Source organism: Rhodococcus oryzae (assembly GCF_005049235.1).
In the GTDB taxonomy this organism is placed as follows: domain Bacteria; phylum Actinomycetota; class Actinomycetes; order Mycobacteriales; family Mycobacteriaceae; genus Rhodococcus_G; species Rhodococcus_G oryzae.
On sequence record NZ_SUMD01000004.1, the window covers coordinates 98,676 to 122,321 of the forward strand.

Consider the following 23,646-nt stretch of genomic DNA (forward strand, 5'->3'; position numbering starts at 1 on the left):
TCAGCAGCAGTTCGGGTCGAGCACGAGGCGCAGCGCCTCGAGCGAGTCGGCGCGGGCGCGGTAGTAGACGTTCATGCCGCGCCTCGTCGACTCGACCATGCCCGCCTTCTTCAGCTGGGCGAGGTGGTGGCTGGCGGTGGACTCGGTCAGCTCGATGGCCGCGGCGAGGTCGCAGGTGCAGGCCTCGCCGTCGGGGTTGGTGAGCAGGATCGACATCAGCTTGATCCGGGTCGGGTCGGCTAGCGCCTTGAGACGCAGCGCCACGTGCAGCGCGGCCTCGTCCGACATCGGGCCCGCGGCCACCGGGGCGCAGCAGATCGGTGCGGACACATCCAGCAATGGCAGGGCCTTGGGCATGTCCTCCATCATGCCAGCCTGTTGACATATGTCAAAAAGGTGCCATAGTTGTCGGTACCCAATTCGATATATATCTCACTGGAGGTTCTCATGTCCCGCGTACAGCTCGCCCTCAACGTCGACGACCTGACCGAATCGGTCGCGTTCTACTCGAAGCTGTTCAACACCGAACCGGCCAAGCTGCGCGAGGGCTACGCGAACTTCGCCATCGCCGAGCCGCCGCTGAAGCTGGTGCTGCTGCAGAACCCAGGCAAGGGCGGCAGCATCAATCACCTTGGTGTGGAGGTGGAATCGAGCGAGGTCGTGCACGAGGAGATCGCCCGGCTCACCGGCGAGGGCCTGTTCACCGACGAGGAGATCGGCACCACCTGTTGCTTCGCGACCCAGGACAAGGTGTGGGTCACCGGCCCCGCGGGCGAGAAGTGGGAGGTGTACACGGTGCTCGCCGACAGCGAGACCTTCGGCACCGGACCGGCCGCGCTCGAGATCACCGAGGCCTCCGCGCCCGCGGGCGGAGTGTGCTGCGCCTCGACGTCGGCGGACGAAGCCGCGCCCGCGGCCAAGAGCGCCTGCTGCTGACGTTCTCGTCGCTCGCAACCCGCATGATGGTTATCGAGGCGTGAATACCTCGGTCGTCGCCAAGGGAGGCCGCGATGAAGGCGATCATCCACACCCGGTTCGGCGGACCTGAAGTACTCGGGCTGGAGCAGGTCAGGATACCGACGCCCAAGGACAACGAAGTCCTGGTGAAAGTCCACGCGACGACGGTCACAACAGCCGAATGCAAGATGCGCAGGGGCGAGCCGCTCTGGGGTCGGGTCATCCTCGGGCTGCGAAGGCCGAGAAAGAAGATGCGGACCCTGGGCCTGGAGCTTGCCGGAGAGATCGAGACGGTCGGAAAGGACGTGCACCGGTTCAAGCCGGGTGACCAAGTGTTCGGGTTCACCGGCTTCGATATCGGCGCCTACGCCGAGTACAAGTGCCTGCCGGACACCGCCTCGCTCGCACTCAAACCGGTCACCACGACCTATGAAGAGGCCGCCGCCGCAGTCGACGGTGCCACAACCGCACTGTTCTTCCTCCGGGACAAAGCGAAGGTGCGAGCCGGGCAGAAGGTCCTCGTCAACGGCGCCTCTGGCAGCGTCGGCACCTACGCGGTGCAACTGGGCAAGTCCCTTGGCGCTGAGGTCACCGGTGTGTGCGGTCCGAAGAACGTGGAATTGGTGAAGTCGCTTGGCGCCGACAAGGTGATCGACTACACCAAGGAGGATTTCACCGAAAACACTGCGGCATACGACGTCGTATTCGACGCGATAGGTAGGAACTCGTTCGCGCGGTGCAAGGGCTCGCTCACCGAGAATGGGTGCTACCTGCCCACATCGGGGCTGAAAAACCACCTGCTGTCGCTCTGGACCTCGCTCTGGGGCGGCAGGAAGGTCATCACCGGAATGTCGATCCGCAAGAACGACGCGCTGGAGTACGTCAAGAAGCTCATCGAGGCGGATCAGTTGCGGATCGTCATCGACCGAAGTTATCCCCTCGAGCAGATCGGCGAGGCGCACCGGTATGTCGACACCGGGCACAAGAGGGGCAACGTCGTGATCACCGTGGCGCACACGGCGGCCGGTTCCGCCCGGCGACCTCGCCGCGATCTCTGACGGGCACGCACGATTCGGCCGGGTCAGGACACCGTGGCCGGCGCTCCGTCCGCGTGGATGGAGCGCCGGCTCAGCAGCGCCGCGGCGAGGAAGCACAGCGCGCCGAGGAAGGTGCCCAGGTTCGCCCAGAACAGGCTGAGGAGGTCGCCGGTCGTGGGAAGCACGTACGCGCCGACCGCCGACAGCCCGAAGAAGATCGAGCCCACCATGTTGAGCCAGGTGCCGTGCCACGTGCGGGCGCGCCTGTCCCACAGGGTGTGGCGGTCCCGTGTTGCCGCGACGGCGAGTCCGCTGGAAACCAGGAAGCAGACCGAGCCGTAAGCGTCGGGGCGCCAGCCGTCCGACAGGTGTGCGTCGGCGTCCATGACCGTGAGCAGGGCCTCCGTCGTGCTCACGTTGAAGCAGAGCGTGCCTGCGAACTGGATGGCGGCGGCCCACCAGTCAGCCCGGTCCGCGGGGTTCGTGCCGCGCCGAGGCGGCTGCCTGCCGCTGAGGGCGAGCTGGACCAGGGCGGCGAGGGTGAAGAAGATGGCGCCGACGAAGAACGTGAGGTTGGTGGCCACCGCGCCGACCGCCTCGGCGTACTGCGGCACCGCCCCGACGGCGAAGAAGATCGATCCGATGGCGAATCCCCACGCCTCGCGACGGAGGCGGATGATGCTGTCGCGCGTCACGGTACGAGCGTAACTTCCCATACGTCCAAGCCCGGGGATTCCGGCGGGCGCATTCTGAACTCATGCACACCTGGGAAGACGTCGTCGATGTCATCGTTGACAACGACGTAGAGCTGAGATGTCGCGTCGCTGCGGCAGGCCAGAGTGGCGTTCACCCCGTGTGGGCACTAGCCAAGCGGCACGATGGCTATCCGGATGCTGTTGTTGGTAAGGCCGCGGAATCACCCACGGCACTTGAATCGCCCACCGAAACCGCAACGTAGTTGCTGCTGAAGCGCCTCACCGGATGCCGAGCGTCGCGGCCAACACCGCGGAGCGAGGCTGAGGCCAGGTTGTGTTGCCACTCGAGTCTGACGCGAGGCGTGTGGGTAGCGATCGCCAATCATCCGCGTGCACGCCACCTAAGGGGCCCGCTCAAACGTGTGGCTCGGATTCGGGGTTGGGAAGCGCTGCGCTGCGCCCGCCCCGGCTCGCCTGGTACGCCACCCGCCGTGGGGCGGCAAGCCATTCCGGCCACATCCGCAGTTCGGCCGGGAGGTTGATTACCGGGTCGAACGCGGGCTGCTTGCCCTCGGCGACCGCGGTCGGGGAATCCAGCGAGATCCGGCCCGCCGCCTTCGCCTGGCCGCGGGCGGTCGCCAGGGACAGGGTGAAGTGCAGCGGGTCGCCGTCGACTAGCGCCGCGGTCGAGCCCGTCCGTGGCTGCCCGGTGTCGGGCACGGCGAACACCCAGGTGGGCGGCCCGTCTTCGGTGCAATAGGCGGTGACGCTGCTATACCGTGCGCTGGCCCAGCCGCGGGCCGGCCAGAGCACCACCCGCGTGGACAGTTGAGCCGACGCCAGCAGCAAGTCCCATGGGCCGCTGGTCCGGTGCAATCGGATCGCCAGCCCCAATACGTCCGGCAGGCCATCGGGGATGCCGACCCCTCGGGAGAGTCGGGCGGTCACTGGTATCCGGCCTTGAAACGGCCACCAGTGCCCTCCCAGCTCGGCGTGCCCCTGCGCGAGCACTCCATCCGGGTGGAAGACTCGCGCTCGTCGTACCGCCGAGGCGAGTGCGAACGGGGCACCTAGCAATGTATCGAGTTCTCTCATGCCGGGTCGTGTACCCAATCGGCGCGGGATTCAAGCGGGCATGGACCAGAGGATGTGATCCGCTGCCTCAGGCAGGCTCGCTCCAGATTGCGGCCGCCACGGATATCAGCGCGGCGCTCGTTGCGGTCACCTTTGGGCCAGATTCGGTGAGTGGGTCATCAGACAATCCGATGTTCGGGTGGTTACTTCGGCGGGGGCTGGGTAATCCCACGGAGACATTGCTCGATCGGCACACCGACAACGGGAGAAGTCCCCATGTTCTTGCACAACAAGCGGATGATGTACGACGTCCGAGTCGATCAACCCAACCCGGCGTTCGCGAAAATGCTCCTCGAGCAATTCGGCGGCCCGAACGGGGAACTCGCTGCCGCGATGCGGTACTTCACGCAGGGATGGAACGAACCGGACGACCAGCGACGCAGCATGCTGCTCGACATCGCGACCGAGGAACTCTCGCACCTCGAGATGGTGGCGCAGTCCTTGGTCATGCTCCTGAAAGGTTCACCGTCGGAGCTTGTCGACCAGGTCGAGGGCAACTATCTCGGGGACCTGTTGGATGGAAAGATGCCTGACTACGTCAATCTCTCCCTCGGTAGCGGGCTGAACCTTCTGGGCGGTGGTGGACCTCGACTGACCGACTCGATGGGCGCACCTTGGACGGCCGCATATGTCGACACCCTCGGACAACCTGCGGCCGACTTGCGGTCCAACGTTGCCGCCGAGGCGCGGGCGAAGGTCACCTACGAGCGATTGATCAAATGCTCCGACGATGCCGGGGTCAAGGACACCCTCAACTTCCTGATGACACGAGAAATTGCGCACCAGAAGATCTTCGAAGCTGCGCTCGATTCGATCGAAGGCAACTTTCCGCCCGGGAGTCTGGACGGAGACGAGAAACTCGGACACGCCTACATTGCCGGCGACACCGGCAATGGTGAGGGTCCGAGCACAGAGGGATTCGAACTCGCCCAACAGAACAGTTCCTGGGGCTTCGAATTCGACTCCGAGCCCGTCAAGCACGCCTCGAATCAGGACATTCTCTAGCTGGGCTGTGTCGGCAACGACGCCGGCGATCGATGATCCTCGAGGGTCAGCAACGAGTGCCTTCTCAGCTAGAGCTGTTCGAGTTGCATGTCGGCAGCACTCTTGCCGTTCTGGACCCAGGTTGTGTGAAGGAGAGGCTACGTTCGCATCTGCACATGTTGGAGCCGTGAAGGGGTCTCGATGGGCGACGGATCGATGAGAGCGTTTCGTTTGCCTGGCGTGTATCCGCCGCAACGAGACACGTGGCTGCTGGCAGAGGTGCTCTCTCAAGAAGTCCTGACCCCGACGACGCGGGTACTCGATATCTGCGCCGGCACCGGTGCCGTGGGCCTGACCGCATGCCGGGCGGGCGCCGTCCAGGTAACCGCGGTCGACGTGTCACGACGCGCGCTCATCAATGCCTGGATCAACGCCCGGATACACCGATGGCCCCTGCGGTTGCGCCGCGGCGATTTGATCGAGCCCGTCAGGAATGAACTGTTCGACGTGATCGTGGCGAATCCGCCGTATGTGCCGGCGGGCAGCGATCGGCTACCGACCGGCGGGGCCGCACGAGGCTGGGATGCCGGCCGAGACGGGCGGGCGGTATTGGACCGCCTTTGCGTCCAGGGACCCGAGGTACTTGCCGACGGCGGCCGCCTGTTCATCGTCCAGTCCGCCCTGAGCGGGGTGGAGAAGACCATCGCAATGCTCGAGGAGCAGGGGTTGCGTGCTGAGGTGGTCCGCCGCACCGAACTTCCATTCGGCCCTGTTCTCTCGGGCCGTCGGGCGATGCTGGTGGCGCGGGGCGTCATCCGCCCAGATCAATGCATCGAGGAACTCGCTGTCATCAAGGCGTCGAGAATGTAGCCAATCTTGAGGCTGTGACTGATGATCATTCGACGAGTTAGCTCGGGTCACGCAGTGAGCTGACTCCGGCGGCCCAGCAGCTCATCATGTGGTCGGCGACCAGGGCATCTAATGCCAGGCACGCCGCGGCGCCGAACAGCACGCCCTCCGCCCTCTCCGGATGCTGGCGAATCAGACCACCAGCGAGATCGCGGACCGCGATCTGCTCGTGCACCGAATCGGCTTCCACATGCTCGTCGAAGAACAATGTCGCCGCTCGCCCGAACCCGAGCCTCCGGAGCCCAATGCTGTAGAGCTTGCTCGGCACCGAGGACGTCGTCTCGACCGCACACAGGTGTCCCACCAGCTCACCGAGACATCTGCGATGCAGCCCGAAGAGCGACAATGCGTTCAAGGACGCGAGCGTGACCGCCGGAACCACCATCAGATACTGCGCGTAGCTGTCGTCCATCCCCACAGCACGCAATGTTTGCGCGAACAGCGCAGAGTGCATGCGTTCCGGGCGGCCGCCGCCGTACTCGTCGTCCTGTATCTCGACCAGCGCCGCCTTGGGCGCCCCCGACAGGCGGGGAATGCCGAAGGTGTGGACGTCAGCCTCACGGAGCTGATAAAGCGATCGATGGGCGAGTAGTTCCCGGAACTGTTCGAGAGTGGCTTTGTGTGCCATGTATCGAGAGAGCCCCGGGCCGGTGTCGGCAGCTGCCATCTTCCACAGCGTGGCCTCGATCTTGTTGCGATCGAAGGTCGGCGGCTTCACCATGTCACGCAGTCCGCGCTCGAAGGGGTGCTCGAGTGCAGTCCGGGCCGCGAGGAGGTCGAGGTCCCACTCCCAGCTGTCGTTCACCCCCGACAGTCCCTGCAGGTGAAGCTCGTAGAGCAACGTCAGAGTCAGTTGGATGTCCTCGCTGCACAGCACCGCGGCTGGCTCGGTGTGGACCGCCGCACGTTGAGCTGACTCCCGGAAATCTGCCACAGCCGAATGGCCCGAGAGCACCTCGAGCATCTGCGCGCTCAACGGTCCCCGGGACGGCGGCAACGGCATAGACCGGGACTGAGGTAACTCTGCGGCAGATGTACGTGAGCTGCTCGCATGCACAGAACTAGGCATGGGGTGTAGAGAGGACACATGGACTCCGTTCCTGAACCCGACGCGGCCCCGCTAGGCGAGCCCGCTGTCACCATCACTGTCTGCCCCGGTGGCCCTTTGCTTGTTCGTGGACCAGTGCAACTCCTCGATGCCGACGGTAATCCTGTTCCCCGTCATCGCAAGGCCATCGCGTTGTGTCGATGCGGTCGCAGCGGTCTGGCACCGTTCTGCGACGGATCGCATAAGCACCGGATACCGGTGCGATCCCGCACAAAAGACTAGGTCGGTGGGGCGGAATGGCGGCTGAGCCTGAGCCGAGGCCGATGTGGAAGTCCGGCTCGGCCAGGTAAGTGACTTGTCGATTCTGCCTTGGTGCGTGGATCCGTGGTGCTGAGTGGGTCAGGCATCCTGGCCCGCATCGAGTTGCTGGAAGTCCCCGAACGTGATTCGCGTGGGAATCGGTCCGTCCCTGACCGGCCGTGGGTTGCAGGACGAAGCCGACGTGATCGCCGAAAGGGAGGCGGTCGAGGATGCGGCCGATGAACCACGAGGGTGCGTGAGACAACGTTCGTTCGCGTTGAACCGCGGCTATGTACACCATTCATCGGCGGTGGTAGAACGAAAGTGGTTGAGTCCACAGCCTCGGAGCACCCTCTTACACGAGAGCCCGCCACGCACCAGCTTCGGTATGTGAGCACCGACTTCTGCCACCCTCGGGTCGCTCGTGCAGGGAGGTTCGTCGACTCCCCGGAGGTCAACATCATGCCCAGGTCACCCACCCAGTCCGGTCGCCCGGGACCCCGCCATCCAGCAGATCGGAAAGCGCACCCCCAGGACCACAGCATCGATGCGAGCGTCATGAGGATCGCGGGCCCATTGGACGCAGCATCGCTGCCTGAGTTCGTCGCCCAGCTCGACGCCGGAATCCGTGGGTCGAGACCCAGCCTTGTGGTGGACCTGTCCAAGGTGACGTTCCTGTCTGTTTCCGGGATCGAGGCGCTTGCAGCGGCGCGCTGGCGGGCCGGCTGCGACGGCGTGGACCTGCTCCTGGTCGGAGGTCCTCACTGTGTTGAGCGCGCTTTGGACGTCACCGGTGCTCGGCAACGGTTCCTCATGTTCACTTCCCTCCAGCTAGCGGTTGAGGAATCCCGCAGCATGCCGTCGCCGCTCGGGTCGGTGTCAGCTTCGGATCGAAGTTTGCCGACCACCGCCGAGGGGTAGTCGCCGTTTTCTCGTCTCGAACCTGATCGCGCGGCCATCCCGATCATGAACGGCCGTCACTCCACGGTCGGCGAAGTTTCGCCCGGCCCCGCGGGCACCTTGGTGGTCACATTTTGGTGTACCGGGCCATGGCGAAGTTATACAGGCCGTAGGTGATGAGCCCGAGACCCGCAACGACGACGAGCACGGGCCCGAAGGGTTGGCTCAGAAGCGATTTCAGCGCGCCGTCGAGTCCGGTCGCTCGGTTCGGATCCGACACGATCGCGGCCACGACGACTAGCACCCCCACCTCGGCGAGAACGAGTCCCTTCGCGACGTAACCGGCGATACCCAGTGTTCTCACGACATTGCTGGGCGCGCCGTGGAGGTCCTCGAGGAAGTTCTGGCTCGCGCCCTTGTAGACGTGATATCCGCCGACCGCCACGATCACCAGCCCGGCCGCCACGAGGGCGACGGTGCCTGCCGTGGATTGCATCATGTGCGCACTGATTCCCGCGTCCTGCTGCCCGGTGGACTTTCCGCGCCCGCGCGCGAATCCCAAGGTGGAGTAGGCGAATGCGAGGTAGACGACCGCCAGGGCGAAGGCCTTGCCGCGGTCAAAGACCTCGGACATGGGGCCTTGGTCTTTCGGATCGGTCGAACGTCCGAATATCGTTTCGGCAAGACGCCAGAGCGCCATCGCCGCGAACGCGACGGTGGCTACCCACAGCGCGAGCACACCGCCCGGCTTGCTCGCCAACTCGGCCAGCGCACCGGACTGGTCGGCCGCGCCGCCCCCGCCGAGGGCGAGCCTGATGGCGATGTAGCCGATGATGAGGTGGACGAGGCCGCTGGTGACGTATCCCGCGCGGGCGAACCGCTCGAAGACACTATTCTGCGCTACCCGTTCCGCGGAGTCAGTGACGCTATCGCTCACGGCGGCGATCCTCCCGGTGTCGACCGGACGTCGGATCCGGATCGGTCCTCGGCCCGTGACACGCCGGATTGACGGGCCGGACCGACACCCGTTCGGTGTCCTCGGTCGAGTCTGGATGTTGGCGTTCTTCGTCGTCGGACGTCGCCCCGGAGCTCCTGGGCGTGGCGGACGAGCCTGTGGGATCGGTCGTGGTCCTCGATCGCGCCAGATCGTCGCCCGGCGCCTTCCGACGCGCCTGGCGAGGGCATGCCACGCGAGCCTGGTTCGCCTCGCTCGGACTGTCGTTCACTGAACTCTCGCCCCCGCCCGCTCGTGCTCGTCGGCCCACGAGCGGGCGTCAACATTGGGTCAGGTCAGTCCTTGAAGGCGTCCTTGACCTTCTCGCCGGCCTGCTTAAGGTTGCCTTTGGCTTGGTCCTTGCGGCCCTCGGCCTCAGTGTCCTTGTCGCCGGTGGCCTCTCCGACCTTCTCTTTGGCCTTTCCTGCCACTTCTTCGGCCTTGTTCTTCGCCTTGTCGACGGCGCCCATTGTGTCTCCTTTGCAATCGTTGATCTTGCCGCGGGTTCGCGGACAGTGAGCCGCGTGGAACGCGGCCAGGGTCTGGATACCCAATCCCGCCGATGTCTAACGGTTCTCGGCGGGATTCGTTGTCATTGCTCGTCGGCGGCATCGTGGTGATGCAAGTGGCTCGAAGCCGTCCCGGCGGCGTGTTTCGCAGAGTCCGCCAGGTTCTGCGCCGCGTGCCGCGTTGCGTCAGCGGCCTGCGACTCGGCGGCCCGGTCGAGAATCTCGTGTGCCTTGCCGGGCAGGTCAATCTTCTGCAGCCGTTCTCTGGCCTCGGGGACGTGCTCCTTGACAGCCTGGGTGACGGTGTGGCCGGCCTCGACTGCAACGAGTCCCGCCCGCCTGCTTCCGTCGACGATCGCACCGATGGCGGCTCCCGTGGCGGCGCCGATGATCATTCCTATCCACAGATTGCGCATGACGTAGGTATGCCCGTTCAGGTGCGAGCGCAAACGCCGGCGACGGTGACCGCCCGTTGCTCCATCCGCGGCGCGGCTGGGTTTGCCCCTCCGGATTCGGTGGTCGGTTGGGGCGCAGGACGCCTACGCCCGGTCGGCTGAAACATCTCGTTGCGGACCTCGGCGACCTCGGTCACGTCCATCCCGAGTTCGGACGAGATTTCACCCGCCAACGGTGCCATGCCCAGCCGCTGAGGAAGCGTCGCGACCGTCATCTTTTATCTCGAGACGGTGGTTCTTCATCCGCCGCGGCGCCCCTCTTATCGAACTCGACCGTTGTGAGGAACTCGTTTGCTTGCGCGCCGAGCGGTGCGTGCGTGACGGAAATCGAATCGGTCAGGACCCGCAGTACGTGCCAACCGAAGCCGTCCTCACGAGGGCGTCGCCCCGTGCGCGTGATCGTGGACACTCGCATGTGCAGCACCCCACCGCTCAATTCGTAGCGGCAGATCAGTTTCGCGTCGACCACTGCATCCTTGATAAGTTCCGAGCACACCTCGTCCACCGCCAGCTTGACGTCGGAAACCTCATCGAGGTTGAACTCGCCCGACACGGCGATGGTTTCGGGCACCGCGCGCAGCACCGGCAGCTGCGCGAAGTCGGCGGACACGCGCAGTTCGACCGGCGCGCCCAGCGTTGCGCTCACCTCCGGCAGTCGTTCGTTGTCATGAGCACTCCGTTGCGTCGTCGCTTTGATCTCGTCGTCACTCCGAAATCCCGGCCCCGCCCGATGAGCCGAAGGCTACCCACAGCGGTGACATTCCAACCCTCCGACGTCTCACTCTCGGGCCTTGCTCCGAGTGCCGTAGCTGCACAACTGGTGGGTGAGTGCCCCTCCGCGAAGAGCATGTATCCGATCAGTGCGGGCCCCAGGCCCTGGTCGAACAGGGTCTGCAGAAGTACCTGCGTATGGGGTCCGCAATCGCGGTTCGGAGGCCGGTGGCTTGGGTATCCGCGAGGGCGGCCGAAAGGTCTCCGTCGTCCCGGAGGGGCAAACGAGGAGGTTCGGTGATGTCACGGTCTCGGCTCGCGAGTGCCCTTCCTGTCCAGAAGGCTGCTCTCGTGTTCGCGTTGGTGTTCGTGACTGTCGGGTTGCTCGGTTTTGTGCCGGGCGTGACGACCGACTACGCCATGCTCGCCCTGGCCCATGATTCGCACGCTGAACTGTTCGGCGTGTTCGAGGTCTCGGTCCTGAACAACGTCGTGCATCTGGTGTTCGGCGTGGTCGGTGTCGCTTCGTGCCGATGGGTCGGCGCATCCGCGCTCTTCCTGGTGCTCGGGGGAATCATCAATCTGTTGTTCTGGGTCTACGGCCTGATTGTCGACGAAGAGTCAGGGGCGGACTTCTTGCCCACCAACCCGGCCGACTACTGGCTCCATTTCGGGCTGGGTCTGGCGATGATCGCCGTCTTCTTCGCGACGCCGCGCCTCGGCACCACGGCCGCAACCGATCCGCATCTTCCGCATTCTCCGGTCGAGTGACCGGGGCCCGTTATTTGCGCCAAACCCAGCGCGAGCATCGCCGACGTCACCGCAGCTGGGTACACACAACTGCGGATCGCGCGGTCGGCGTGGAGAGACCTCCACGCCATGCCACGCCGTCTGGCTCCTCAGGGGGTGCGCTTGCCGCCCATCGGTGGTGAAACGGGCGGTTCCGCCGCCGGAGTTGGGGTCGCAGCTTCTTCCAGCGGCGCTCCGGCGGCGGAGGCGGTGATCGCGCTCGTGTCAGCGCCGTCAGCGCCGTGGTGGGTAGCCTTCTTCGCCAGGGCACCGACCTTCTGCTGCAGCTTCGGGGCCTTATCCTTCACGGTCTCCGTTGCGCCGCTCACCTTCTCCTTCACGGCGGGGTTGTGCCAAAGTTCGACGGACTGATCCCTCATCTTCTCGTAGGTTTGCCTGCCAGCCCGGGTTCCCAGAACGAAGCCCACGGCCGCCCCCGCTGCGAAGAACAACGTTTTCACCATGACATCTCCCGATTGTTGTGTGAGACGGGCGGTCAGCCGGATCGTCGTCAGAACGCCCTGCTACGGCTATGCCCGCAGGCAGCCGAGTGCAAACCGCCGAAACGGGCGGTTGAGAAAGCAGCAGTTCAGAGTGCCGAGGGGACGTGTTCAGGGGAGATGCATCACCTTCCCTGCAAGGGCGAAGAGGAGCGGGCAAGCCTCACGGTGGGGATGCCCAGCGGAAGGAGGATGACCGTCACCGGGAGGCTTGTCTGGCACGTGGTGACGTCCGCACAAATTGCGGGAGTATCAGCGACCTCAGCAGGTCACAATCAGCCGACCGCAAACCACCGATGTGTTTCACGAGGAATCAGCGAAGAGCAGGCTGCGGATTTCGCCCATCCACACGGGCCCGGGCCTCGGAAGACCGGGCCGTTGGCGTGTTGAAACCGCACCGTCAATGTGAGGGGTTTGGTCCAGGCGTCAGGGGGAACCCGAAGGTTGAGGCCCTCCGGTGGGGGGCAATCGACCTGCGGCCCCTCGGGATGAACCACCCGATGGGGGCAGTCACGACATCGCACACTGGCGCCGCACAGATGCGAACAACCCTCGGCCCCCGCGCCCGCGCGGGCCGATCACCCAACAGAGAAGAAGTACCGCCATGAGCATCGGGAAGAAGCTTCGGCACAAGGCTGAAACCGCAGAGGGTGCAGCCAAGAAGACGGTCGGTAAGGCTCTCGGAAACGAACGCATGGAAGCAGAGGGGCGCGCAGACCAGGCCAAGGGCAACACCAAGCAAACCGGAGACAAGCTCAAGCAAGCGGGACAGAAGATCAAGCACGCCTTCAAACACTGACCCGCGCTCACACCGTTCGATACCCCATCCCCGGTCCCTCTCCCGAATCAGGTCGTCATCATGTTCATTCTCGGAATCATCCTCGCCATCGTCGGCGCGGTTGCCAGCATTCCCGTCCTGTTGTACATCGGGGTCGCCCTTATCGTCATCGGCGTGGTGCTCGAGATCATGGGCATGACCGGCCACGCTGTGGCGGGCCGACGCCACTACTACTGACCCAGTAGTCCGAGTTGTAGTTCACCGGACCCGACCGCGCCGCGACGTTCGAGGTGGGGGTAAAGGACCGGAATCTGGAGCAGACGCATGGCGATCTCCGACATCAAGGAATACGCGCACCTCACCGCTGACGACGTCGAGGCGCTGCGCGCCGAACTGGACAGTATCCGGCAAGACGTCACTGAGTCGCTCGGCGAGAAGGACGCCAGATATATCCGCCGCACCATCGCCTTCCAACGGCTGCTCGATACGGCGGCCCGGTTGGTGATCCACGGTAGTAGGTCGCCGGCGGGGTGGATTCTCGGGGCGACGGCGCTCGGTGTGGCCAAGAGTGTGGAGAACATGGAGATCGGCCACAATGTCTGTCACGGGCAGTGGGACTGGATGAACGACCCGGAAATCCACTCCAGCACCTGGGAATGGGACATGGTCGGGCTGTCGTCGCACTGGCGTTACTCCCACAACTACCGCCACCATGTGTTCAGCAACGTTGTCGGGATGGACGATGACCTCGGCTACGGCGTCATCAGGATCACCCGCGACCAGCCATGGAAGCTGGACAATCTGTTGCAACCGGTGCGAAACCTGTTCTTGGCGGTGACATTCGAATGGGGCATCGCCCTGCACGACCTGTATTCCGAACAGGCCCGCGCCGACACAGACGCCGAGAAATCGGCGCATCGCAGAGCATTGATTGGGAAGATCGCCCGACAGACGGGAAAGGACTACCTGCTCATCCCCGCCCTCCGCGGACGCCGCTGGCGACGAACCCTCACGGCTAACCTGACCGCTAACCTGCTGCGGAATGTGTGGGCGTACGTGGTGATCTTCTGCGGGCACTTTCCCGACGGAGCCGAGAAATTCACCCTCACTGAACTCGAGGACGAGAGCCGGGCGGAATGGTATCTGCGTCAGATGCTCGGCGCGGCGAACTTCCACGCCGGCCCGGTGTTGGCGTTCCTGAGCGGCAACCTCTGCTACCAGATCGAACATCACCTGTTTCCCGACCTCCCCAGCAACCGCTACGCGGGGATCTCCACCAAGGTGCGCGCCTTGTGCGAAAAGTACGACCTGCCGTACACCACCGGGTCGCTGGCACGGCAATACCTTCTGACGCTGCGGACCATCCATAAACTCGCCCTGCCCGACCGATTCCTGCGTGCGACCTCCGATGATGCGCCGGAAACGGCCTCCGAACTGAAATTCCGCCCATCGTTCCCGGTGCCCGCTGACGTCAACACCGAGCGACGGGTGGGACTGCGCACCGCCCTACGCAACGCGCCCGCCGGGACGAGGCGCCATCGGTAGACAGGATCCGGGCATAGAACGTAATGGCGCGGTGGGCGGTGCCGCGGAACTCAGTGATGCCGATTGCCGCGCCTGCACCGCGGGCAACGGCCCAATGCCCGGAACGACCGCGGTGACCCCGTGCCCCTGATCCTGAGCGGTAGGCACCGGGCAACGTAGAGGGACTGCCAGTAGCCAGGTGGTCGATCAGCCACCGGTGACGCCGCGTTGGGGCGCCTCGTGTATGCCGGGTTCCTGCGCCGAATTGGGTTTCCGAGGATCGCCCTGCGGGTAACTGCTGTTTATGGGTGCACGAGTTGGAACAAGCGGCCGGACACCGGTCACGTCGCACCGAGACGGCACGGTCGGCAACGCCAAGACCGCCGATGGTGACAGCCTGAATGCGACCGCAAGAACCACGCCGACAGCCCGGCCATCCAAGACGGCGAAAAGGCCTGCGGCGTCCACCACAACAGGCACCGGGCGTCTGCCACGCAGGCGACCGACGGCCACGCGGGCGACCACAGCCACCTCACGACGCAGCCCACGGCGGGCTGAACCCACATCGCAACGTAAGCGAACACACGACGCCGGCGACTCGACGTCGGGCACGCCCCGGCGTCAGCGTCCCGACCGCACCACGCCCTCCGGGCGTGCGCCGGAGCGGACCACCACCGCGAAGCCGGCGGCCCGCAAGCGTCCTGGAGGCGAGGGGTCCCGCGCGTCCGCGCAGCGGCAGTCCACGTCACCGAGTCGCACACGACGACCGGACCCGTCAGCGAAGGAGACCGAACGCGGGGGGCCTGCCGACACCACACGGAGTTGGGTGCCGCGGCCGGTCGAGTCCGCCGTCGAGTGGCTGAATACCCAAATTCACCGGCTTCTGGAGAGCATGCGAGATCGCAGCGCCGGGGTGACGAAAAAGTTCCAGCAGAAGATCCGGGAGTGGGTGGAAACCCTCGTCGAGGAGGTCGCACACGGCGGGGCGGGCATGAAAGCCGGACTCGAAGCCCTCAGGGCCGCCCTGACGGGTAAGAATCCTGTGTGGGCCGCGATCAAAGGTCTGGTGTCCGGGTTGAGCGGCAAGGCCAAGATCGCCCTGATTCTGCTCCTGGTCCTCGGAGTCCTTCTCGGGCCGGTGCTCCTCGTGGTCCTGCTGCTGGCCCTTCTTGCCATGGTGATCGTGGCGGCGGTGCGATCCGCGGCAGGCTGACCTGACCTGACCTGACCTGATCGATCGGTGCGCGGGGCCGATTCGTGAGAAGGCGGCTCGCAGACTCCTCGGCATTGCGCAACCTGTGATCACGAGCGAGGTCCTTGCTCGACGATGTTGGCCGAAAATGTGTTGTGGCGGTGGTTGAGCGTTGCCGGGTTGGGGTAGTCCGACACTGCACACGCCGACCGCGCACGGTCTTGCGACACATCACCGAAGGCCGCGACGCGCTGCCGAAGTCAGCGTGGGGTGCGTGGCGACTACTCGGGTAAAAGGGGTTCGACGATGAAGACCAAAGGTCAGGTGGCTGTGGCTGTCGGCGCGGGATATCTACTGGGCCGGACACGCAGAATGAAGATGGCGATGATGCTCGCGGCCGCGGGCGCAACCGGACGCTTCCCCGGAGGACCGCGAGATTTGCTGGAACGCGGCACGAAAATGCTGGCGCACTCCCCGGAGCTCGCGAAGATCGGCGACACGGTCCGAGGAGAATTGGTGAACGCAGCGAAGGCAGCGGCGGTCACTGCTGCCAGCCAGCGCATCGACTCGCTGAGCAACCGGCTCCAATCGGGTGGCCAGGTGGTCACGGGAACCGTCAGTGACGTCACGGACACTGTCGATGATGTCACCAAAGTGGGGAGATTCGGGCGCAAGAAGCGCGCTCGTTCGCGGGCCGACGAGGAGGCCACTGCCGACGAACAGCCGGAGAACGACTACGCGGACGAAGAAGACGAGGCCGACGACTACGAGGAGCCTGACGACGACGAGGTCGACGAGGAACCGACCCCACCCAAACGCCCTGCGGCGCGCCGCAGGAGGACAAGCGGCAGCACCCGGCCCACCAGCAAGTCGGGGACCACGAAGTCCGACGAAGACCGCGATGACGATGACGAAGCGGCTCCTGCCCGCAAACACAGGACTCGGGCCAAGGCCACGACGGACTCTGCGCCCGTCCGACGGGCACGGAGGTGATGGCGATGACGAACGCCACAAACAAGCTACGAGAGGCCGGACCAGGCGACGGGAACGGCTCGTCGAGCGTGCTGCAGGACGCGGTGCAGAGGTTGTTCGGCACTGTCGCGGACAAAGCGCTGTCCTCGGTCTCGGACAAGGTGCTGAACACCTCCGGTCGGCTCACTGAGTACGCCGAGGGCGGCGGCGGAGGTTTGCTCGCCGCGGTCACCGGTTCCGAGAAACTGGCCGAGGGCCAATCGCCGCTCAAAGCCGCACTCAATGGGGGCTGGGAGGGCACCAAGAACAAGGTCAAGGACAAGGTCAAGGACAAGGTCTCCGACGTCAAGGACGCGGTCACCGGCGGCCGCAATGGCGATGACGACGGTGGCAAGGGGAAGGGCAAGGGCAAGAAACTCAAGATCACCAACATCGTCGAATCGATCGACGTCGGTGTCCCCGTGCAACTCGCGTACGACCAATGGACGCAGTTCGCCGACTTCCCGTCATTCATGAAGAAGCTCGAACTGGTCGAGCAGGTCTCCGACGAAAAGCTGCAATGGAAGGCGCAGGTCTTCTGGTCGCACCGCACCTGGGAATCGATGATCATCGAGCAGGTCCCCGCCGAACGGATCGTCTGGCGTTCGAAGGGCGCCAAGGGATACGTCGACGGCGCCGTGACGTTCCACGAGCTGACTCCCGATCTCACCCGCATCCTCGTCGTGCTCGAGTATCACCCGCAGGGCTTCTTCGAAAAGACGGGAAACATTTGGCGAGCCCAGGGTCGGCGAATGCGATTGGAGCTGAAGAACTTCCAACGTCATGTCATGACAAGTACGGTTCTACATCCCGACGACGTCGAGGGCTGGCCCGGGGAAATCCGGGACGGTGAGGTGGTCGAGCCAGAGCAGGACGAGTACGAAATGGACACGGACGAGGACGCAGTCGAAGAGGACGAGGGCGCCGCTGAGGAGGACGAGGCGCCGCCGCCGAAACGCCGAGGCCGCCCGCGCAAGACCGCGGCCGCGCAGTCCGCCGGCTCAAAGCAAGGAGCCTCCCGATGACCACCGGTGGGCCCAGCTCGAGCAGCCTCGCCGACGTCATCGACACCATCCTCGACAAAGGCATGGTCATCGACGCGTACGTGCGGGTCTCGCTGGTCGGCATCGAGCTGCTGACGATCGACGCCCGCGTCGTCGTCGCCAGCGTCGACACGTATCTGCGATTCGCGGAGGCGGTGAACCGGCTCGAGATCGGCAGCGAGCCCAATGGCCTGACGGATCTGGTGGGGTCCGTGACCGAAGGCGGTGCCAGGTCGAAAACCAGGGGCGCGCTCGAGGCCGCCGGCGACAAACTCGGCGATCTCCTCGGCGGCGGAGACGAGGAATCCGAAGGCGAGCGAGTGCCGCGTAAATCCAGCCGAGAGGACACGTGATGTCCGCGTCCAACAAGGCCACCGATGCGTCTGCGGAGCCGCACCCCACCGGCATCTACGTCTACGGCATCGTGCCCGCGGACGTGGCGACCGAAGACGGCGCCGTCGGGGTCGACGACTCGCCGGTGATCACCATCAGACACGGCGACATCGCGGCGCTGGTCAGTGATATATCGGTGGACCGGCCGCTCGGTGAACCCGCGGACCTCCAGGCCCACGCACGCCTGCTGGACGGAACCGCACGGGTGGCACCGGTGCTTCCCCTGCGCTTCGGTGCGGTCCTGACCGACACCGACGCGGTGAAGGACGAATTACTCACCGCGCACGCCGACGAGTTCGCCGCCGCCATGGAGCAACTCGAGGGTAAAGCGCAGTTCGTCGTGAAGGGCCGATACGTCGAACAGGCCCTTCTGTGGGAAGTGATCGGTGAGAACGAGCAGGCCAGCGCACTGAGGGAGACGATCCGCGACCAGCCGGAGGCCGCCACCCGCGACGCGCGGATGGCCCTCGGCGAAATCGTGGCCAACGCCATCGTCGCGAAACGCGAGGACGACACCCGCACGGTGGTTGATGCACTCGACTCGCTGGCCGACTCGGTCAAAGTCCGCGAACCCACCCATGAAGAGGATGCCGCACACGTTGCGGTCCTCGTCGAGGTCGCCCGGCAGGACGAGCTCGAGCACGCGGTGGGAGCGTTGGCGGAGCAGTGGGACGGCAGGGTTGAGATGCGTCTACTCGGACCGCTTGCCGCCTATGACTTCGTGATGACCCAGCCCCCGGAGGGCTGAGGCGATGGGACTGCTGTCGTTCATTGTCACGCTGCCACTGGCGCCGGTGCGTGGAGTGGTCTCGCTCGCCGAGTTGATCCAGCGACAGGTCGAGGAGGAACTGCACGACCCCGCCACCGCCCGCCGCGAGCTCGAGGAGTTGGAAGATGCCCGCGCGGCGGGAGAAATCTCCACCGAGGCGGAAGAGCAAGCGCAGCAGGCCATCCTGGACCGGATGACCGCGGCAGACCCGGCCACCACCGCGGAGAAGGAGTGAGGAGGTCATGGAGCAGAAGGAGCCACCGGACATGTCGGCTCACGAAATCGGCGCCCTCGCGCTGAGGGACATCACCGAGCTCACGGGAAAGAAACCGCTCGGTGCGACGTCGGTGATGCCGACCGACGACGGGTGGACCGTCGAAGTCGAAGTTGTCGAGGATCGGCGCGTCCCTTCCTCGACGGACATGCTCGCCCTGTACGAGGTGGTGTTGGATCTGGACGGAGAGTTGCTGTCCTACCGCAGAACCCGCCGCTACAGCCGCGGTGCTGGTGACAGCGCGGGGGGGCAGCGATGACCCTCTCCCCGCGCGACAACTACGACCGCCTCCCGCAGAGCCCCGGTGCGGGGCTGGCCGGCGGACACCAGTCGACGAACCTCGGGGACATCCTCGAGCGGGTGCTGGACAAGGGTCTCGTCATTGCCGGCGACATCCAGGTCAATCTCCTCGACATCGAGCTGCTGACGATCAAGGTGCGGTTGGTCATCGCCTCGCTGGAGACGGCGAGGGAGGTGGGGATCAACTGGTGGGAGAACGATCCCTGGTTGACCGGCAAGAGCAGCGACCTCGAGCTTGAGAACCGAAAGCTCAAGGAGAAGATCGCTGCCCTCGAGTCCGACCGGTCGGTGCGTCTCGAGGTGGAGTCAGGTACGCCGATCGAGGTGGAGGGTAACCGGCGAGGCGAAGACGATGACGATGAGCGATAGTGACGGCGTGTGGCTGTATGGCATCGCGTCCGAGGGCGTCGACGATGCACAACTGGCCGGGGTGACCGGTGTGGCCGGCGAATCGGTCCGGTCGGTGACATCGGCCGGCTTGGTCGCGGTGGTGGGCTCGGTGAGTCTGAGTGAGTTCGGGGAGGGCCCGCTGCAGCGCAACCTCGAGGACCTCGACTGGCTTGCGGCGACCGCGCGAGCCCACGACGGTGTGGTGGCTGCCGTCCTGCGCTGTGGGCCCACGATTCCGCTGCGCCTAGCCACTCTGTACCTCGACGATGATCGGATTCGCGCCCTTCTCGACGAACGGCAGCAAGATTTCGCTGCCGCACTCAGGCAGGTCACCGGGCGAAGCGAATGGGGAGTCAAGGCCTACGGTGACGCGAAATTGCTCGCGCAGCCACCCGCCGAGGAGCCCGGCTCGCAGGGCGGACGCGGGAAAGGGACTGCGTACCTGCTGCGCAGGCGAGCGGAGTTGACGGCGCAACAGGACATCGAGCGCAGGGCGGCCGCCCATGCGCAGGAGATCCATTCCGCCCTCGGTCATCATGCCGTCGACTGCCGGCGCCAGCAGGTGACCGATCCGGTGATCACCGGTAAACGCGCCTGGATGATCTTCAACGGTACCTACCTGGTGGACGACAAGCTCGCCGACGAATTCGCTTCGGTCGTCGCGGCACTCGATACCGAGCATCAGGGTGTGGCACTGGAACTGACCGGACCGTGGCCTCCGTACTCCTTCTCGGGGATCGATCAGGCGAACCCATGAGCGACACGGCCCCCCCGGTCCCAGCGGACGACACTCGCCGTATCGCTCTGGTCGATCTGCTCGACCGGGTGCTGGGCGGCGGAGTCGTCATCACCGGCGAGGTCACGCTGTCGCTGGCGGACGTGGACATGGTGCGGATCTCGCTGCGCACCCTCATCGCGTCGGTCAGCGCACTGGAGCTTGCCCCGGATGCGCCGGACACCACCGATGACTGATCCAGGAAGCCAGCCCGAATCGGTCGAGCTGAATGCCCTGACCGGAGAGGGACACCGTGTTCTGCCGCAACGCATCGACGCGGACCCCGAATCGGTCGAGCGCGGCCTGGTCACCCTGGTTCTCACGCTCGTCGAATTGTTGCGTCAGCTGATGGAGCGGCAGGCACTGCGCAGGGTCGAGCACGGAGATCTCAGCGACGAGCAGATCGAGCGGATCGGGACGACACTGATGCTCCTCGAGGAACGCATGGCCGAACTGCGGGAACATTTCGGGTTGGCCCCCGAGGATCTCAACATCGACCTCGGGCCGCTGGGTCCGCTGTTGCCTCCGTGACGCCACTGACCGGCATAGGCATCAGCCGCCGCCATGCGGGCCTTGGCTTCCGCTTTTATCGCCATGCGCACCACGTCTACGGCTTCACCCGGGTCGCGCAGGGCACGGCGCTGCCACACGGCGCCGTTGCCGAGCTCGAGCTGGCGGCGCAGCAGGGTATGAACTCGGTGTCACTCGCCGAGTTCGTCCAGGTCGACCTGGAACGGGTGGATCGGCAACAGCTGATCGAACTCGTGGCCGAGGCCTGGCGGATCCGGTCATCGGCGAGGTTGCGCAAGCGCCAGGGTGAGGAGGGTTCGCGCACCAACTAGGCTGGCGACTTGTGGCTCACCCGATGATCGCTCCGTCCATTCTTTCCGCAGACTTCGCCCGGCTCGCCGAGGAGGCCGCCGCCGTGGCCGGTTCCGACTGGCTGCACGTCGATGTCATGGATGCGCACTTCGTGCCGAACCTGACGCTCGGGCTCCCGGTCGTGCAGAGCCTGCTCAAGGCGACCGACATCCCGCTCGACTGCCACCTGATGATCGACAACCCCGGCCGCTGGGCGCCGCCGTACGCGGAGGCGGGCGCACACAACGTCACCTTCCACGCCGAGGCCACCGACGATCCGATCGCCGTCGCGCGCGACATCAGGGCGGCGGGCGCGAAGGCGGGCCTCAGCGTCAAGCCCGGCACCCCGATCGAGCCCTACCTGGAGATCCTCAAGGAGTTCGACACCCTGCTCGTGATGAGCGTCGAGCCCGGCTTCGGTGGGCAGTCCTTCATGGCCGAGGTGCTGAGCAAGGCGCGCGCCGTGCGCAAGTTGGTCGATTCGGGTGAGCTGACCCTGCTGGTCGAGATCGACGGCGGGATCAACACCGACACCGTCGAGGCGGCCGCGGAGGCGGGCGTCGACTGCTTCGTCGCAGGCTCGGCCGTCTACGGGGCCTCGGACCCGGCTGAGGCCGTTCGCGCGCTGCGCGCGCAGGCCGCGTCGGCCTCGCCGCACCTGACCCTGGCCCACTAACGTGCCCGGTCCCCGTCGCGCCCCCGGGGCGGAGCCGACCGCGTCCGAGGCGGCGGCATTGCGGCTCGCCGTCGATGCCGCCGAGCGGGTGCGCGGGACCACCAGCCCCAATCCGCCGGTCGGCGCGGTGATCCTCGACGAGACCGGAGCGGTCGTCGGCGTCGGGGCGACCAGCCCGGTCGGCGGACCGCACGCCGAGGTGATGGCGCTGCGCGTCGCGGGCAGCCGGGCAAGGGGCGGCACCGCGGTGGTCACCCTCGAGCCGTGCAACCATCAGGGCCGGACCGGCCCGTGCGCGCTCGCCCTGATCGAGGCGGGGGTGTCCCGGGTGCTGTTCGCGGTGGACGATCCCCATCCGCAGGCCGCGGGCGGTGCGCAGACCCTGCGATCGGCGGGGATCGACGTGCTGCCCGGTTTCGGTGCCCAGGACGTCGAACTCGGGCCGCTGCGCGCGTGGCTGCACCGCCAACGCACCGGCCGATCCCATGTCACCTGGAAGTTCGCCGCGAGCCTCGACGGACGCAGCGCGGCGGCCGACGGCACCAGCCAGTGGATCACCGGCCCCGAGGCAAGGGCGCGGGTACACGGGGAGCGCGCCAAGCTGGACGCCATCGTGGTCGGCACAGGCACCGTCCTCGCCGACGACCCGTGGCTGACCGCCCGCAATCCGGACGGCAGCCTCGCCGGTCACCAGCCGGTGCGAGTGGTGGTGGGGGAGCGCGAGATCCCGGCCTCGGCCCGGGTGCTCGACGACGCGGCGCCGACCCTGGTGCTGCGGACCCGCAACCCCCGCGAGGTGGTCGCGGCGCTGGCCGATCTGCCCGATGTCCTGCTCGAGGGCGGACCCCGTCTGGCCGGGGCGTTCCTCGAGGCGGGATTGGTGGACCGGATCCTGGCGTTCCTCTCACCGGTACTCCTCGGCGCGGGGGCGGCCGCCGTAGAGGATGCTGGGGTCACGAACATCGCGCAGGCACTCCGGTTCCACCGGGAGTCCGTCGAGACGCTCGGGCCGGATCTGCTGCTGAGCCTGACGCCCGGCGACGGCGGTGTGCGAGCCGAGGACGAGAATGAACAGAACAGCACCAACAACTGAGGAGCGGACTGAAGTGTTCACCGGGATCGTCGAAGAACTGGGTGAGATCGTCGGCAAGGAGGACCTGGCCGATGCCGCCCGCTTCATCGTGCGTGGCGCGCTGGTGACCTCCGATGCCGGGCACGGCGACTCGATCGCGGTCAACGGCGTCTGCCTGACCGTGGTGGAGGTGCTCGGCGGCGACTCATTCACCGCCGACGTGATGGCGGAGACGCTGAACCGCTCCAGCCTCGGCGCGTTGGATGTGGGCAGCCGGGTGAACCTGGAGCGGGCCGCGGCGCTGAACAGCCGCCTCGGCGGCCACCTGGTGCAGGGACACGTCGACGCCACCGGGTCCGTCATCAGCCGGTCTCCGTCGGAGAACTGGGAGGTCGTCCGGATCTCGCTGCCCGACACGATCGCCCGCTACGTGGTGGAGAAGGGCTCGATCACCGTCGACGGCGTCTCGCTGACGGTGTCCGCCCTGGGACGGGGCGAGGACGGTGGCGAGTTCTTCGAGATCTCGCTGATCCCCACCACCCTCGAGATGACCACCCTCGGCGGTGCCGCCCCCGGCACGCCGGTGAACCTGGAGGTGGACGTGATCGCGAAGTACGTCGAGCGTCTGCAGACCGCCGGCCGGTAGCCGAATTTCGGGCCCGAGGA

General features: G+C 65.9%; 34 protein-coding genes. 25 read left to right on the forward strand and 9 right to left on the reverse strand.

What is annotated here, in order from left to right; all coding sequences use genetic code 11:
• Window positions 1-357 (reverse strand): Rv2640c family ArsR-like transcriptional regulator, encoded by a 357-nt coding sequence (locus FCG67_RS09490; RefSeq protein ID WP_136909252.1) that lies wholly within the window; start codon window positions 355-357, stop codon window positions 1-3.
• 90 nt (window positions 358-447) lie between these two features.
• Between FCG67_RS09490 and FCG67_RS09495 the strand changes: the two genes are divergently transcribed.
• Both FCG67_RS09495 and FCG67_RS09500 read left to right on the forward strand, forming a co-directional pair.
• Complete coding sequence (locus tag FCG67_RS09495) at window positions 448-936, forward strand: ArsI/CadI family heavy metal resistance metalloenzyme (RefSeq protein WP_136909254.1); 489 nt, start codon at window positions 448-450, stop codon at window positions 934-936.
• Between the two features lie 74 nt (window positions 937-1,010).
• On the forward strand, window positions 1,011-2,015 hold the full coding sequence (locus FCG67_RS09500; RefSeq protein ID WP_136909256.1) for an NAD(P)-dependent alcohol dehydrogenase: 1,005 nt from the start codon (window positions 1,011-1,013) through the stop codon (window positions 2,013-2,015).
• A gap of 23 nt (window positions 2,016-2,038) precedes the next feature.
• On the opposite strand, the gene FCG67_RS09505 is transcribed toward FCG67_RS09500, so the two are convergent.
• Both FCG67_RS09505 and FCG67_RS09515 read right to left on the reverse strand, forming a co-directional pair.
• On the reverse strand, window positions 2,039-2,689 hold the full coding sequence (locus FCG67_RS09505) for a YrhK family protein (RefSeq protein WP_246044972.1): 651 nt from the start codon (window positions 2,687-2,689) through the stop codon (window positions 2,039-2,041).
• A gap of 414 nt (window positions 2,690-3,103) precedes the next feature.
• Window positions 3,104-3,637 (reverse strand): phosphodiesterase, encoded by a 534-nt coding sequence (locus tag FCG67_RS09515; RefSeq protein WP_246044973.1) that lies wholly within the window; start codon window positions 3,635-3,637, stop codon window positions 3,104-3,106.
• Window positions 3,638-3,934: 297 nt separating this feature from the next.
• On the opposite strand from FCG67_RS09515, the gene FCG67_RS09520 reads away from it, so the two are divergent.
• Together FCG67_RS09520 and FCG67_RS09525 are read left to right on the forward strand one after the other, a co-directional pair.
• Window positions 3,935-4,828 carry a manganese catalase family protein gene (locus tag FCG67_RS09520; protein ID WP_211243158.1) on the forward strand — a complete coding sequence of 298 codons (894 nt, stop codon included), beginning with the start codon at window positions 3,935-3,937 and terminating at the stop codon, window positions 4,826-4,828.
• 180 nt (window positions 4,829-5,008) lie between these two features.
• Window positions 5,009-5,677, forward strand: a complete 669-nt coding sequence (locus FCG67_RS09525; RefSeq protein WP_246044974.1) for a HemK2/MTQ2 family protein methyltransferase — start codon at window positions 5,009-5,011, stop codon at window positions 5,675-5,677.
• A 37-nt stretch (window positions 5,678-5,714) separates the two neighbouring features.
• Here the strand turns inward: FCG67_RS09525 and FCG67_RS09530 are convergent, their stop codons facing one another.
• A complete protein-coding gene (locus tag FCG67_RS09530; protein WP_136909264.1) occupies window positions 5,715-6,719 on the reverse strand; it encodes an iron-containing redox enzyme family protein in 1,005 nt (334 codons plus the stop codon).
• Between the two features lie 84 nt (window positions 6,720-6,803).
• On the opposite strand from FCG67_RS09530, the gene FCG67_RS09535 reads away from it, so the two are divergent.
• Window positions 6,804-7,046: a CDGSH iron-sulfur domain-containing protein gene (locus FCG67_RS09535; RefSeq protein WP_136909266.1), complete on the forward strand. Its 243-nt coding sequence runs from the start codon at window positions 6,804-6,806 to the stop codon at window positions 7,044-7,046.
• A gap of 576 nt (window positions 7,047-7,622) precedes the next feature.
• Window positions 7,623-7,985 (forward strand): STAS domain-containing protein, encoded by a 363-nt coding sequence (locus FCG67_RS24920; protein WP_281282328.1) that lies wholly within the window; start codon window positions 7,623-7,625, stop codon window positions 7,983-7,985.
• A gap of 106 nt (window positions 7,986-8,091) precedes the next feature.
• Here the strand turns inward: FCG67_RS24920 and FCG67_RS09545 are convergent, their stop codons facing one another.
• The 4 genes from FCG67_RS09545 to FCG67_RS09560 all read right to left on the reverse strand — a co-directional run bounded on the left by FCG67_RS09545 (window position 8,092) and on the right by FCG67_RS09560 (window position 10,568).
• Window positions 8,092-8,901, reverse strand: a complete 810-nt coding sequence (locus FCG67_RS09545) for a DUF1206 domain-containing protein (protein ID WP_136909270.1) — start codon at window positions 8,899-8,901, stop codon at window positions 8,092-8,094.
• A 353-nt stretch (window positions 8,902-9,254) separates the two neighbouring features.
• A complete protein-coding gene (locus FCG67_RS09550; RefSeq protein WP_097212640.1) occupies window positions 9,255-9,428 on the reverse strand; it encodes a CsbD family protein in 174 nt (57 codons plus the stop codon).
• A gap of 122 nt (window positions 9,429-9,550) precedes the next feature.
• Window positions 9,551-9,883: a hypothetical protein gene (locus tag FCG67_RS09555; RefSeq protein WP_136909272.1), complete on the reverse strand. Its 333-nt coding sequence runs from the start codon at window positions 9,881-9,883 to the stop codon at window positions 9,551-9,553.
• 250 nt (window positions 9,884-10,133) lie between these two features.
• Window positions 10,134-10,568, reverse strand: a complete 435-nt coding sequence (locus FCG67_RS09560; protein WP_246044975.1) for an ATP-binding protein — start codon at window positions 10,566-10,568, stop codon at window positions 10,134-10,136.
• 365 nt (window positions 10,569-10,933) lie between these two features.
• Between FCG67_RS09560 and FCG67_RS09565 the strand changes: the two genes are divergently transcribed.
• Complete coding sequence (locus FCG67_RS09565) at window positions 10,934-11,404, forward strand: DUF4383 domain-containing protein (RefSeq protein WP_136909887.1); 471 nt, start codon at window positions 10,934-10,936, stop codon at window positions 11,402-11,404.
• A gap of 128 nt (window positions 11,405-11,532) precedes the next feature.
• Here the strand turns inward: FCG67_RS09565 and FCG67_RS09570 are convergent, their stop codons facing one another.
• Window positions 11,533-11,886 (reverse strand): YtxH domain-containing protein, encoded by a 354-nt coding sequence (locus tag FCG67_RS09570; RefSeq protein ID WP_136909273.1) that lies wholly within the window; start codon window positions 11,884-11,886, stop codon window positions 11,533-11,535.
• Between the two features lie 640 nt (window positions 11,887-12,526).
• Between FCG67_RS09570 and FCG67_RS09575 the strand changes: the two genes are divergently transcribed.
• The 18 genes from FCG67_RS09575 (at window position 12,527) to FCG67_RS09660 (ending at window position 23,626) form a co-directional block, all read left to right on the forward strand.
• On the forward strand, window positions 12,527-12,721 hold the full coding sequence (locus tag FCG67_RS09575; protein ID WP_136909275.1) for a CsbD family protein: 195 nt from the start codon (window positions 12,527-12,529) through the stop codon (window positions 12,719-12,721).
• Window positions 12,722-12,781: 60 nt separating this feature from the next.
• The gene (locus FCG67_RS24925) at window positions 12,782-12,937 is read left to right on the forward strand and encodes a DUF6131 family protein (protein WP_169310484.1); all 156 of its coding nucleotides are present in this window, start codon (window positions 12,782-12,784) and stop codon (window positions 12,935-12,937) included.
• An 87-nt stretch (window positions 12,938-13,024) separates the two neighbouring features.
• Window positions 13,025-14,245, forward strand: a complete 1,221-nt coding sequence (locus FCG67_RS09580) for a fatty acid desaturase family protein (protein ID WP_136909277.1) — start codon at window positions 13,025-13,027, stop codon at window positions 14,243-14,245.
• 871 nt (window positions 14,246-15,116) lie between these two features.
• A complete protein-coding gene (locus FCG67_RS09590; RefSeq protein ID WP_246044976.1) occupies window positions 15,117-15,437 on the forward strand; it encodes a hypothetical protein in 321 nt (106 codons plus the stop codon).
• Between the two features lie 285 nt (window positions 15,438-15,722).
• Window positions 15,723-16,409, forward strand: coding sequence for a hypothetical protein (locus tag FCG67_RS09595; RefSeq protein ID WP_136909889.1), 687 nt, complete (start codon window positions 15,723-15,725; stop codon window positions 16,407-16,409).
• A gap of 5 nt (window positions 16,410-16,414) precedes the next feature.
• Window positions 16,415-17,452 carry an SRPBCC family protein gene (locus FCG67_RS09600; protein WP_136909891.1) on the forward strand — a complete coding sequence of 346 codons (1,038 nt, stop codon included), beginning with the start codon at window positions 16,415-16,417 and terminating at the stop codon, window positions 17,450-17,452.
• On the forward strand, window positions 17,449-17,823 hold the full coding sequence (gene gvpJ, locus FCG67_RS09605) for a gas vesicle protein GvpJ (protein WP_136909281.1): 375 nt from the start codon (window positions 17,449-17,451) through the stop codon (window positions 17,821-17,823). Before FCG67_RS09600 ends, gvpJ begins: the two co-directional genes overlap by 4 nt.
• A complete protein-coding gene (locus tag FCG67_RS09610) occupies window positions 17,823-18,611 on the forward strand; it encodes a GvpL/GvpF family gas vesicle protein (RefSeq protein WP_136909283.1) in 789 nt (262 codons plus the stop codon). The genes gvpJ and FCG67_RS09610 overlap by 1 nt, the downstream gene beginning before the upstream one ends.
• A gap of 4 nt (window positions 18,612-18,615) precedes the next feature.
• The gene (locus FCG67_RS09615) at window positions 18,616-18,867 is read left to right on the forward strand and encodes a gas vesicle protein GvpG (RefSeq protein WP_136909285.1); all 252 of its coding nucleotides are present in this window, start codon (window positions 18,616-18,618) and stop codon (window positions 18,865-18,867) included.
• Window positions 18,868-18,874: 7 nt separating this feature from the next.
• On the forward strand, window positions 18,875-19,165 hold the full coding sequence (gene gvpO, locus FCG67_RS09620) for a gas vesicle protein GvpO (protein ID WP_136909286.1): 291 nt from the start codon (window positions 18,875-18,877) through the stop codon (window positions 19,163-19,165).
• Window positions 19,162-19,575: a gas vesicle protein gene (locus FCG67_RS09625; RefSeq protein ID WP_136909288.1), complete on the forward strand. Its 414-nt coding sequence runs from the start codon at window positions 19,162-19,164 to the stop codon at window positions 19,573-19,575. Before gvpO ends, FCG67_RS09625 begins: the two co-directional genes overlap by 4 nt.
• On the forward strand, window positions 19,565-20,353 hold the full coding sequence (locus FCG67_RS09630) for a GvpL/GvpF family gas vesicle protein (protein WP_136909895.1): 789 nt from the start codon (window positions 19,565-19,567) through the stop codon (window positions 20,351-20,353). The genes FCG67_RS09625 and FCG67_RS09630 overlap by 11 nt, the downstream gene beginning before the upstream one ends.
• Complete coding sequence (locus FCG67_RS09635) at window positions 20,350-20,568, forward strand: gas vesicle protein (protein WP_136909290.1); 219 nt, start codon at window positions 20,350-20,352, stop codon at window positions 20,566-20,568. The genes FCG67_RS09630 and FCG67_RS09635 overlap by 4 nt, the downstream gene beginning before the upstream one ends.
• On the forward strand, window positions 20,561-20,902 hold the full coding sequence (locus FCG67_RS09640; protein WP_246044977.1) for a gas vesicle protein K: 342 nt from the start codon (window positions 20,561-20,563) through the stop codon (window positions 20,900-20,902). The genes FCG67_RS09635 and FCG67_RS09640 overlap by 8 nt, the downstream gene beginning before the upstream one ends.
• Window positions 20,899-21,213, forward strand: coding sequence for a hypothetical protein (locus tag FCG67_RS09645; RefSeq protein WP_136909292.1), 315 nt, complete (start codon window positions 20,899-20,901; stop codon window positions 21,211-21,213). The genes FCG67_RS09640 and FCG67_RS09645 overlap by 4 nt, the downstream gene beginning before the upstream one ends.
• 11 nt (window positions 21,214-21,224) lie before the next feature.
• Window positions 21,225-21,908: a ribulose-phosphate 3-epimerase gene (gene rpe / locus FCG67_RS09650; RefSeq protein ID WP_097209880.1), complete on the forward strand. Its 684-nt coding sequence runs from the start codon at window positions 21,225-21,227 to the stop codon at window positions 21,906-21,908.
• A 58-nt stretch (window positions 21,909-21,966) separates the two neighbouring features.
• On the forward strand, window positions 21,967-23,001 hold the full coding sequence (ribD, locus tag FCG67_RS09655) for a bifunctional diaminohydroxyphosphoribosylaminopyrimidine deaminase/5-amino-6-(5-phosphoribosylamino)uracil reductase RibD (protein ID WP_425467820.1): 1,035 nt from the start codon (window positions 21,967-21,969) through the stop codon (window positions 22,999-23,001).
• A 13-nt stretch (window positions 23,002-23,014) separates the two neighbouring features.
• A complete protein-coding gene (locus FCG67_RS09660; protein WP_136909296.1) occupies window positions 23,015-23,626 on the forward strand; it encodes a riboflavin synthase in 612 nt (203 codons plus the stop codon).
• Window positions 23,627-23,646 lie beyond the last annotated feature (20 nt).

What these genes read in the sequence shown, in the direction of transcription:
- FCG67_RS09555 (WP_136909272.1), bottom strand. Translation starts at nt 9,883, where the DNA reads ATGCGCAATCTGTGGATAGGAATGATCATCGGCGCCGCCACGGGAGCC.
- gvpO (WP_136909286.1), top strand. Translation starts at nt 18,875, where the DNA reads ATGGAGCAGAAGGAGCCACCGGACATGTCGGCTCACGAAATCGGCGCC.
- FCG67_RS09580 (WP_136909277.1), top strand. Translation starts at nt 13,025, where the DNA reads ATGGCGATCTCCGACATCAAGGAATACGCGCACCTCACCGCTGACGAC.
- FCG67_RS09500 (WP_136909256.1), top strand. Translation starts at nt 1,011, where the DNA reads ATGAAGGCGATCATCCACACCCGGTTCGGCGGACCTGAAGTACTCGGG.
- FCG67_RS09530 (WP_136909264.1), bottom strand. Translation starts at nt 6,719, where the DNA reads ATGCCGTTGCCGCCGTCCCGGGGACCGTTGAGCGCGCAGATGCTCGAG.
- FCG67_RS09495 (WP_136909254.1), top strand. Translation starts at nt 448, where the DNA reads ATGTCCCGCGTACAGCTCGCCCTCAACGTCGACGACCTGACCGAATCG.
- FCG67_RS09625 (WP_136909288.1), top strand. Translation starts at nt 19,162, where the DNA reads ATGACCCTCTCCCCGCGCGACAACTACGACCGCCTCCCGCAGAGCCCC.
- FCG67_RS09630 (WP_136909895.1), top strand. Translation starts at nt 19,565, where the DNA reads ATGAGCGATAGTGACGGCGTGTGGCTGTATGGCATCGCGTCCGAGGGC.
- FCG67_RS09600 (WP_136909891.1), top strand. Translation starts at nt 16,415, where the DNA reads ATGACGAACGCCACAAACAAGCTACGAGAGGCCGGACCAGGCGACGGG.
- FCG67_RS09575 (WP_136909275.1), top strand. Translation starts at nt 12,527, where the DNA reads ATGAGCATCGGGAAGAAGCTTCGGCACAAGGCTGAAACCGCAGAGGGT.
- FCG67_RS09550 (WP_097212640.1), bottom strand. Translation starts at nt 9,428, where the DNA reads ATGGGCGCCGTCGACAAGGCGAAGAACAAGGCCGAAGAAGTGGCAGGA.
- FCG67_RS09535 (WP_136909266.1), top strand. Translation starts at nt 6,804, where the DNA reads ATGGACTCCGTTCCTGAACCCGACGCGGCCCCGCTAGGCGAGCCCGCT.
- FCG67_RS09590 (WP_246044976.1), top strand. Translation starts at nt 15,117, where the DNA reads ATGCGAGATCGCAGCGCCGGGGTGACGAAAAAGTTCCAGCAGAAGATC.
- FCG67_RS09635 (WP_136909290.1), top strand. Translation starts at nt 20,350, where the DNA reads ATGAGCGACACGGCCCCCCCGGTCCCAGCGGACGACACTCGCCGTATC.
- FCG67_RS09525 (WP_246044974.1), top strand. Translation starts at nt 5,009, where the DNA reads ATGGGCGACGGATCGATGAGAGCGTTTCGTTTGCCTGGCGTGTATCCG.
- FCG67_RS09640 (WP_246044977.1), top strand. Translation starts at nt 20,561, where the DNA reads ATGACTGATCCAGGAAGCCAGCCCGAATCGGTCGAGCTGAATGCCCTG.
- FCG67_RS09610 (WP_136909283.1), top strand. Translation starts at nt 17,823, where the DNA reads ATGTCCGCGTCCAACAAGGCCACCGATGCGTCTGCGGAGCCGCACCCC.
- gvpJ (WP_136909281.1), top strand. Translation starts at nt 17,449, where the DNA reads ATGACCACCGGTGGGCCCAGCTCGAGCAGCCTCGCCGACGTCATCGAC.
- FCG67_RS09615 (WP_136909285.1), top strand. Translation starts at nt 18,616, where the DNA reads ATGGGACTGCTGTCGTTCATTGTCACGCTGCCACTGGCGCCGGTGCGT.
- FCG67_RS09490 (WP_136909252.1), bottom strand. Translation starts at nt 357, where the DNA reads ATGCCCAAGGCCCTGCCATTGCTGGATGTGTCCGCACCGATCTGCTGC.
- FCG67_RS24925 (WP_169310484.1), top strand. Translation starts at nt 12,782, where the DNA reads ATGTTCATTCTCGGAATCATCCTCGCCATCGTCGGCGCGGTTGCCAGC.
- FCG67_RS24920 (WP_281282328.1), top strand. Translation starts at nt 7,623, where the DNA reads ATGAGGATCGCGGGCCCATTGGACGCAGCATCGCTGCCTGAGTTCGTC.
- FCG67_RS09570 (WP_136909273.1), bottom strand. Translation starts at nt 11,886, where the DNA reads ATGGTGAAAACGTTGTTCTTCGCAGCGGGGGCGGCCGTGGGCTTCGTT.
- FCG67_RS09595 (WP_136909889.1), top strand. Translation starts at nt 15,723, where the DNA reads ATGAAGACCAAAGGTCAGGTGGCTGTGGCTGTCGGCGCGGGATATCTA.
- FCG67_RS09565 (WP_136909887.1), top strand. Translation starts at nt 10,934, where the DNA reads ATGTCACGGTCTCGGCTCGCGAGTGCCCTTCCTGTCCAGAAGGCTGCT.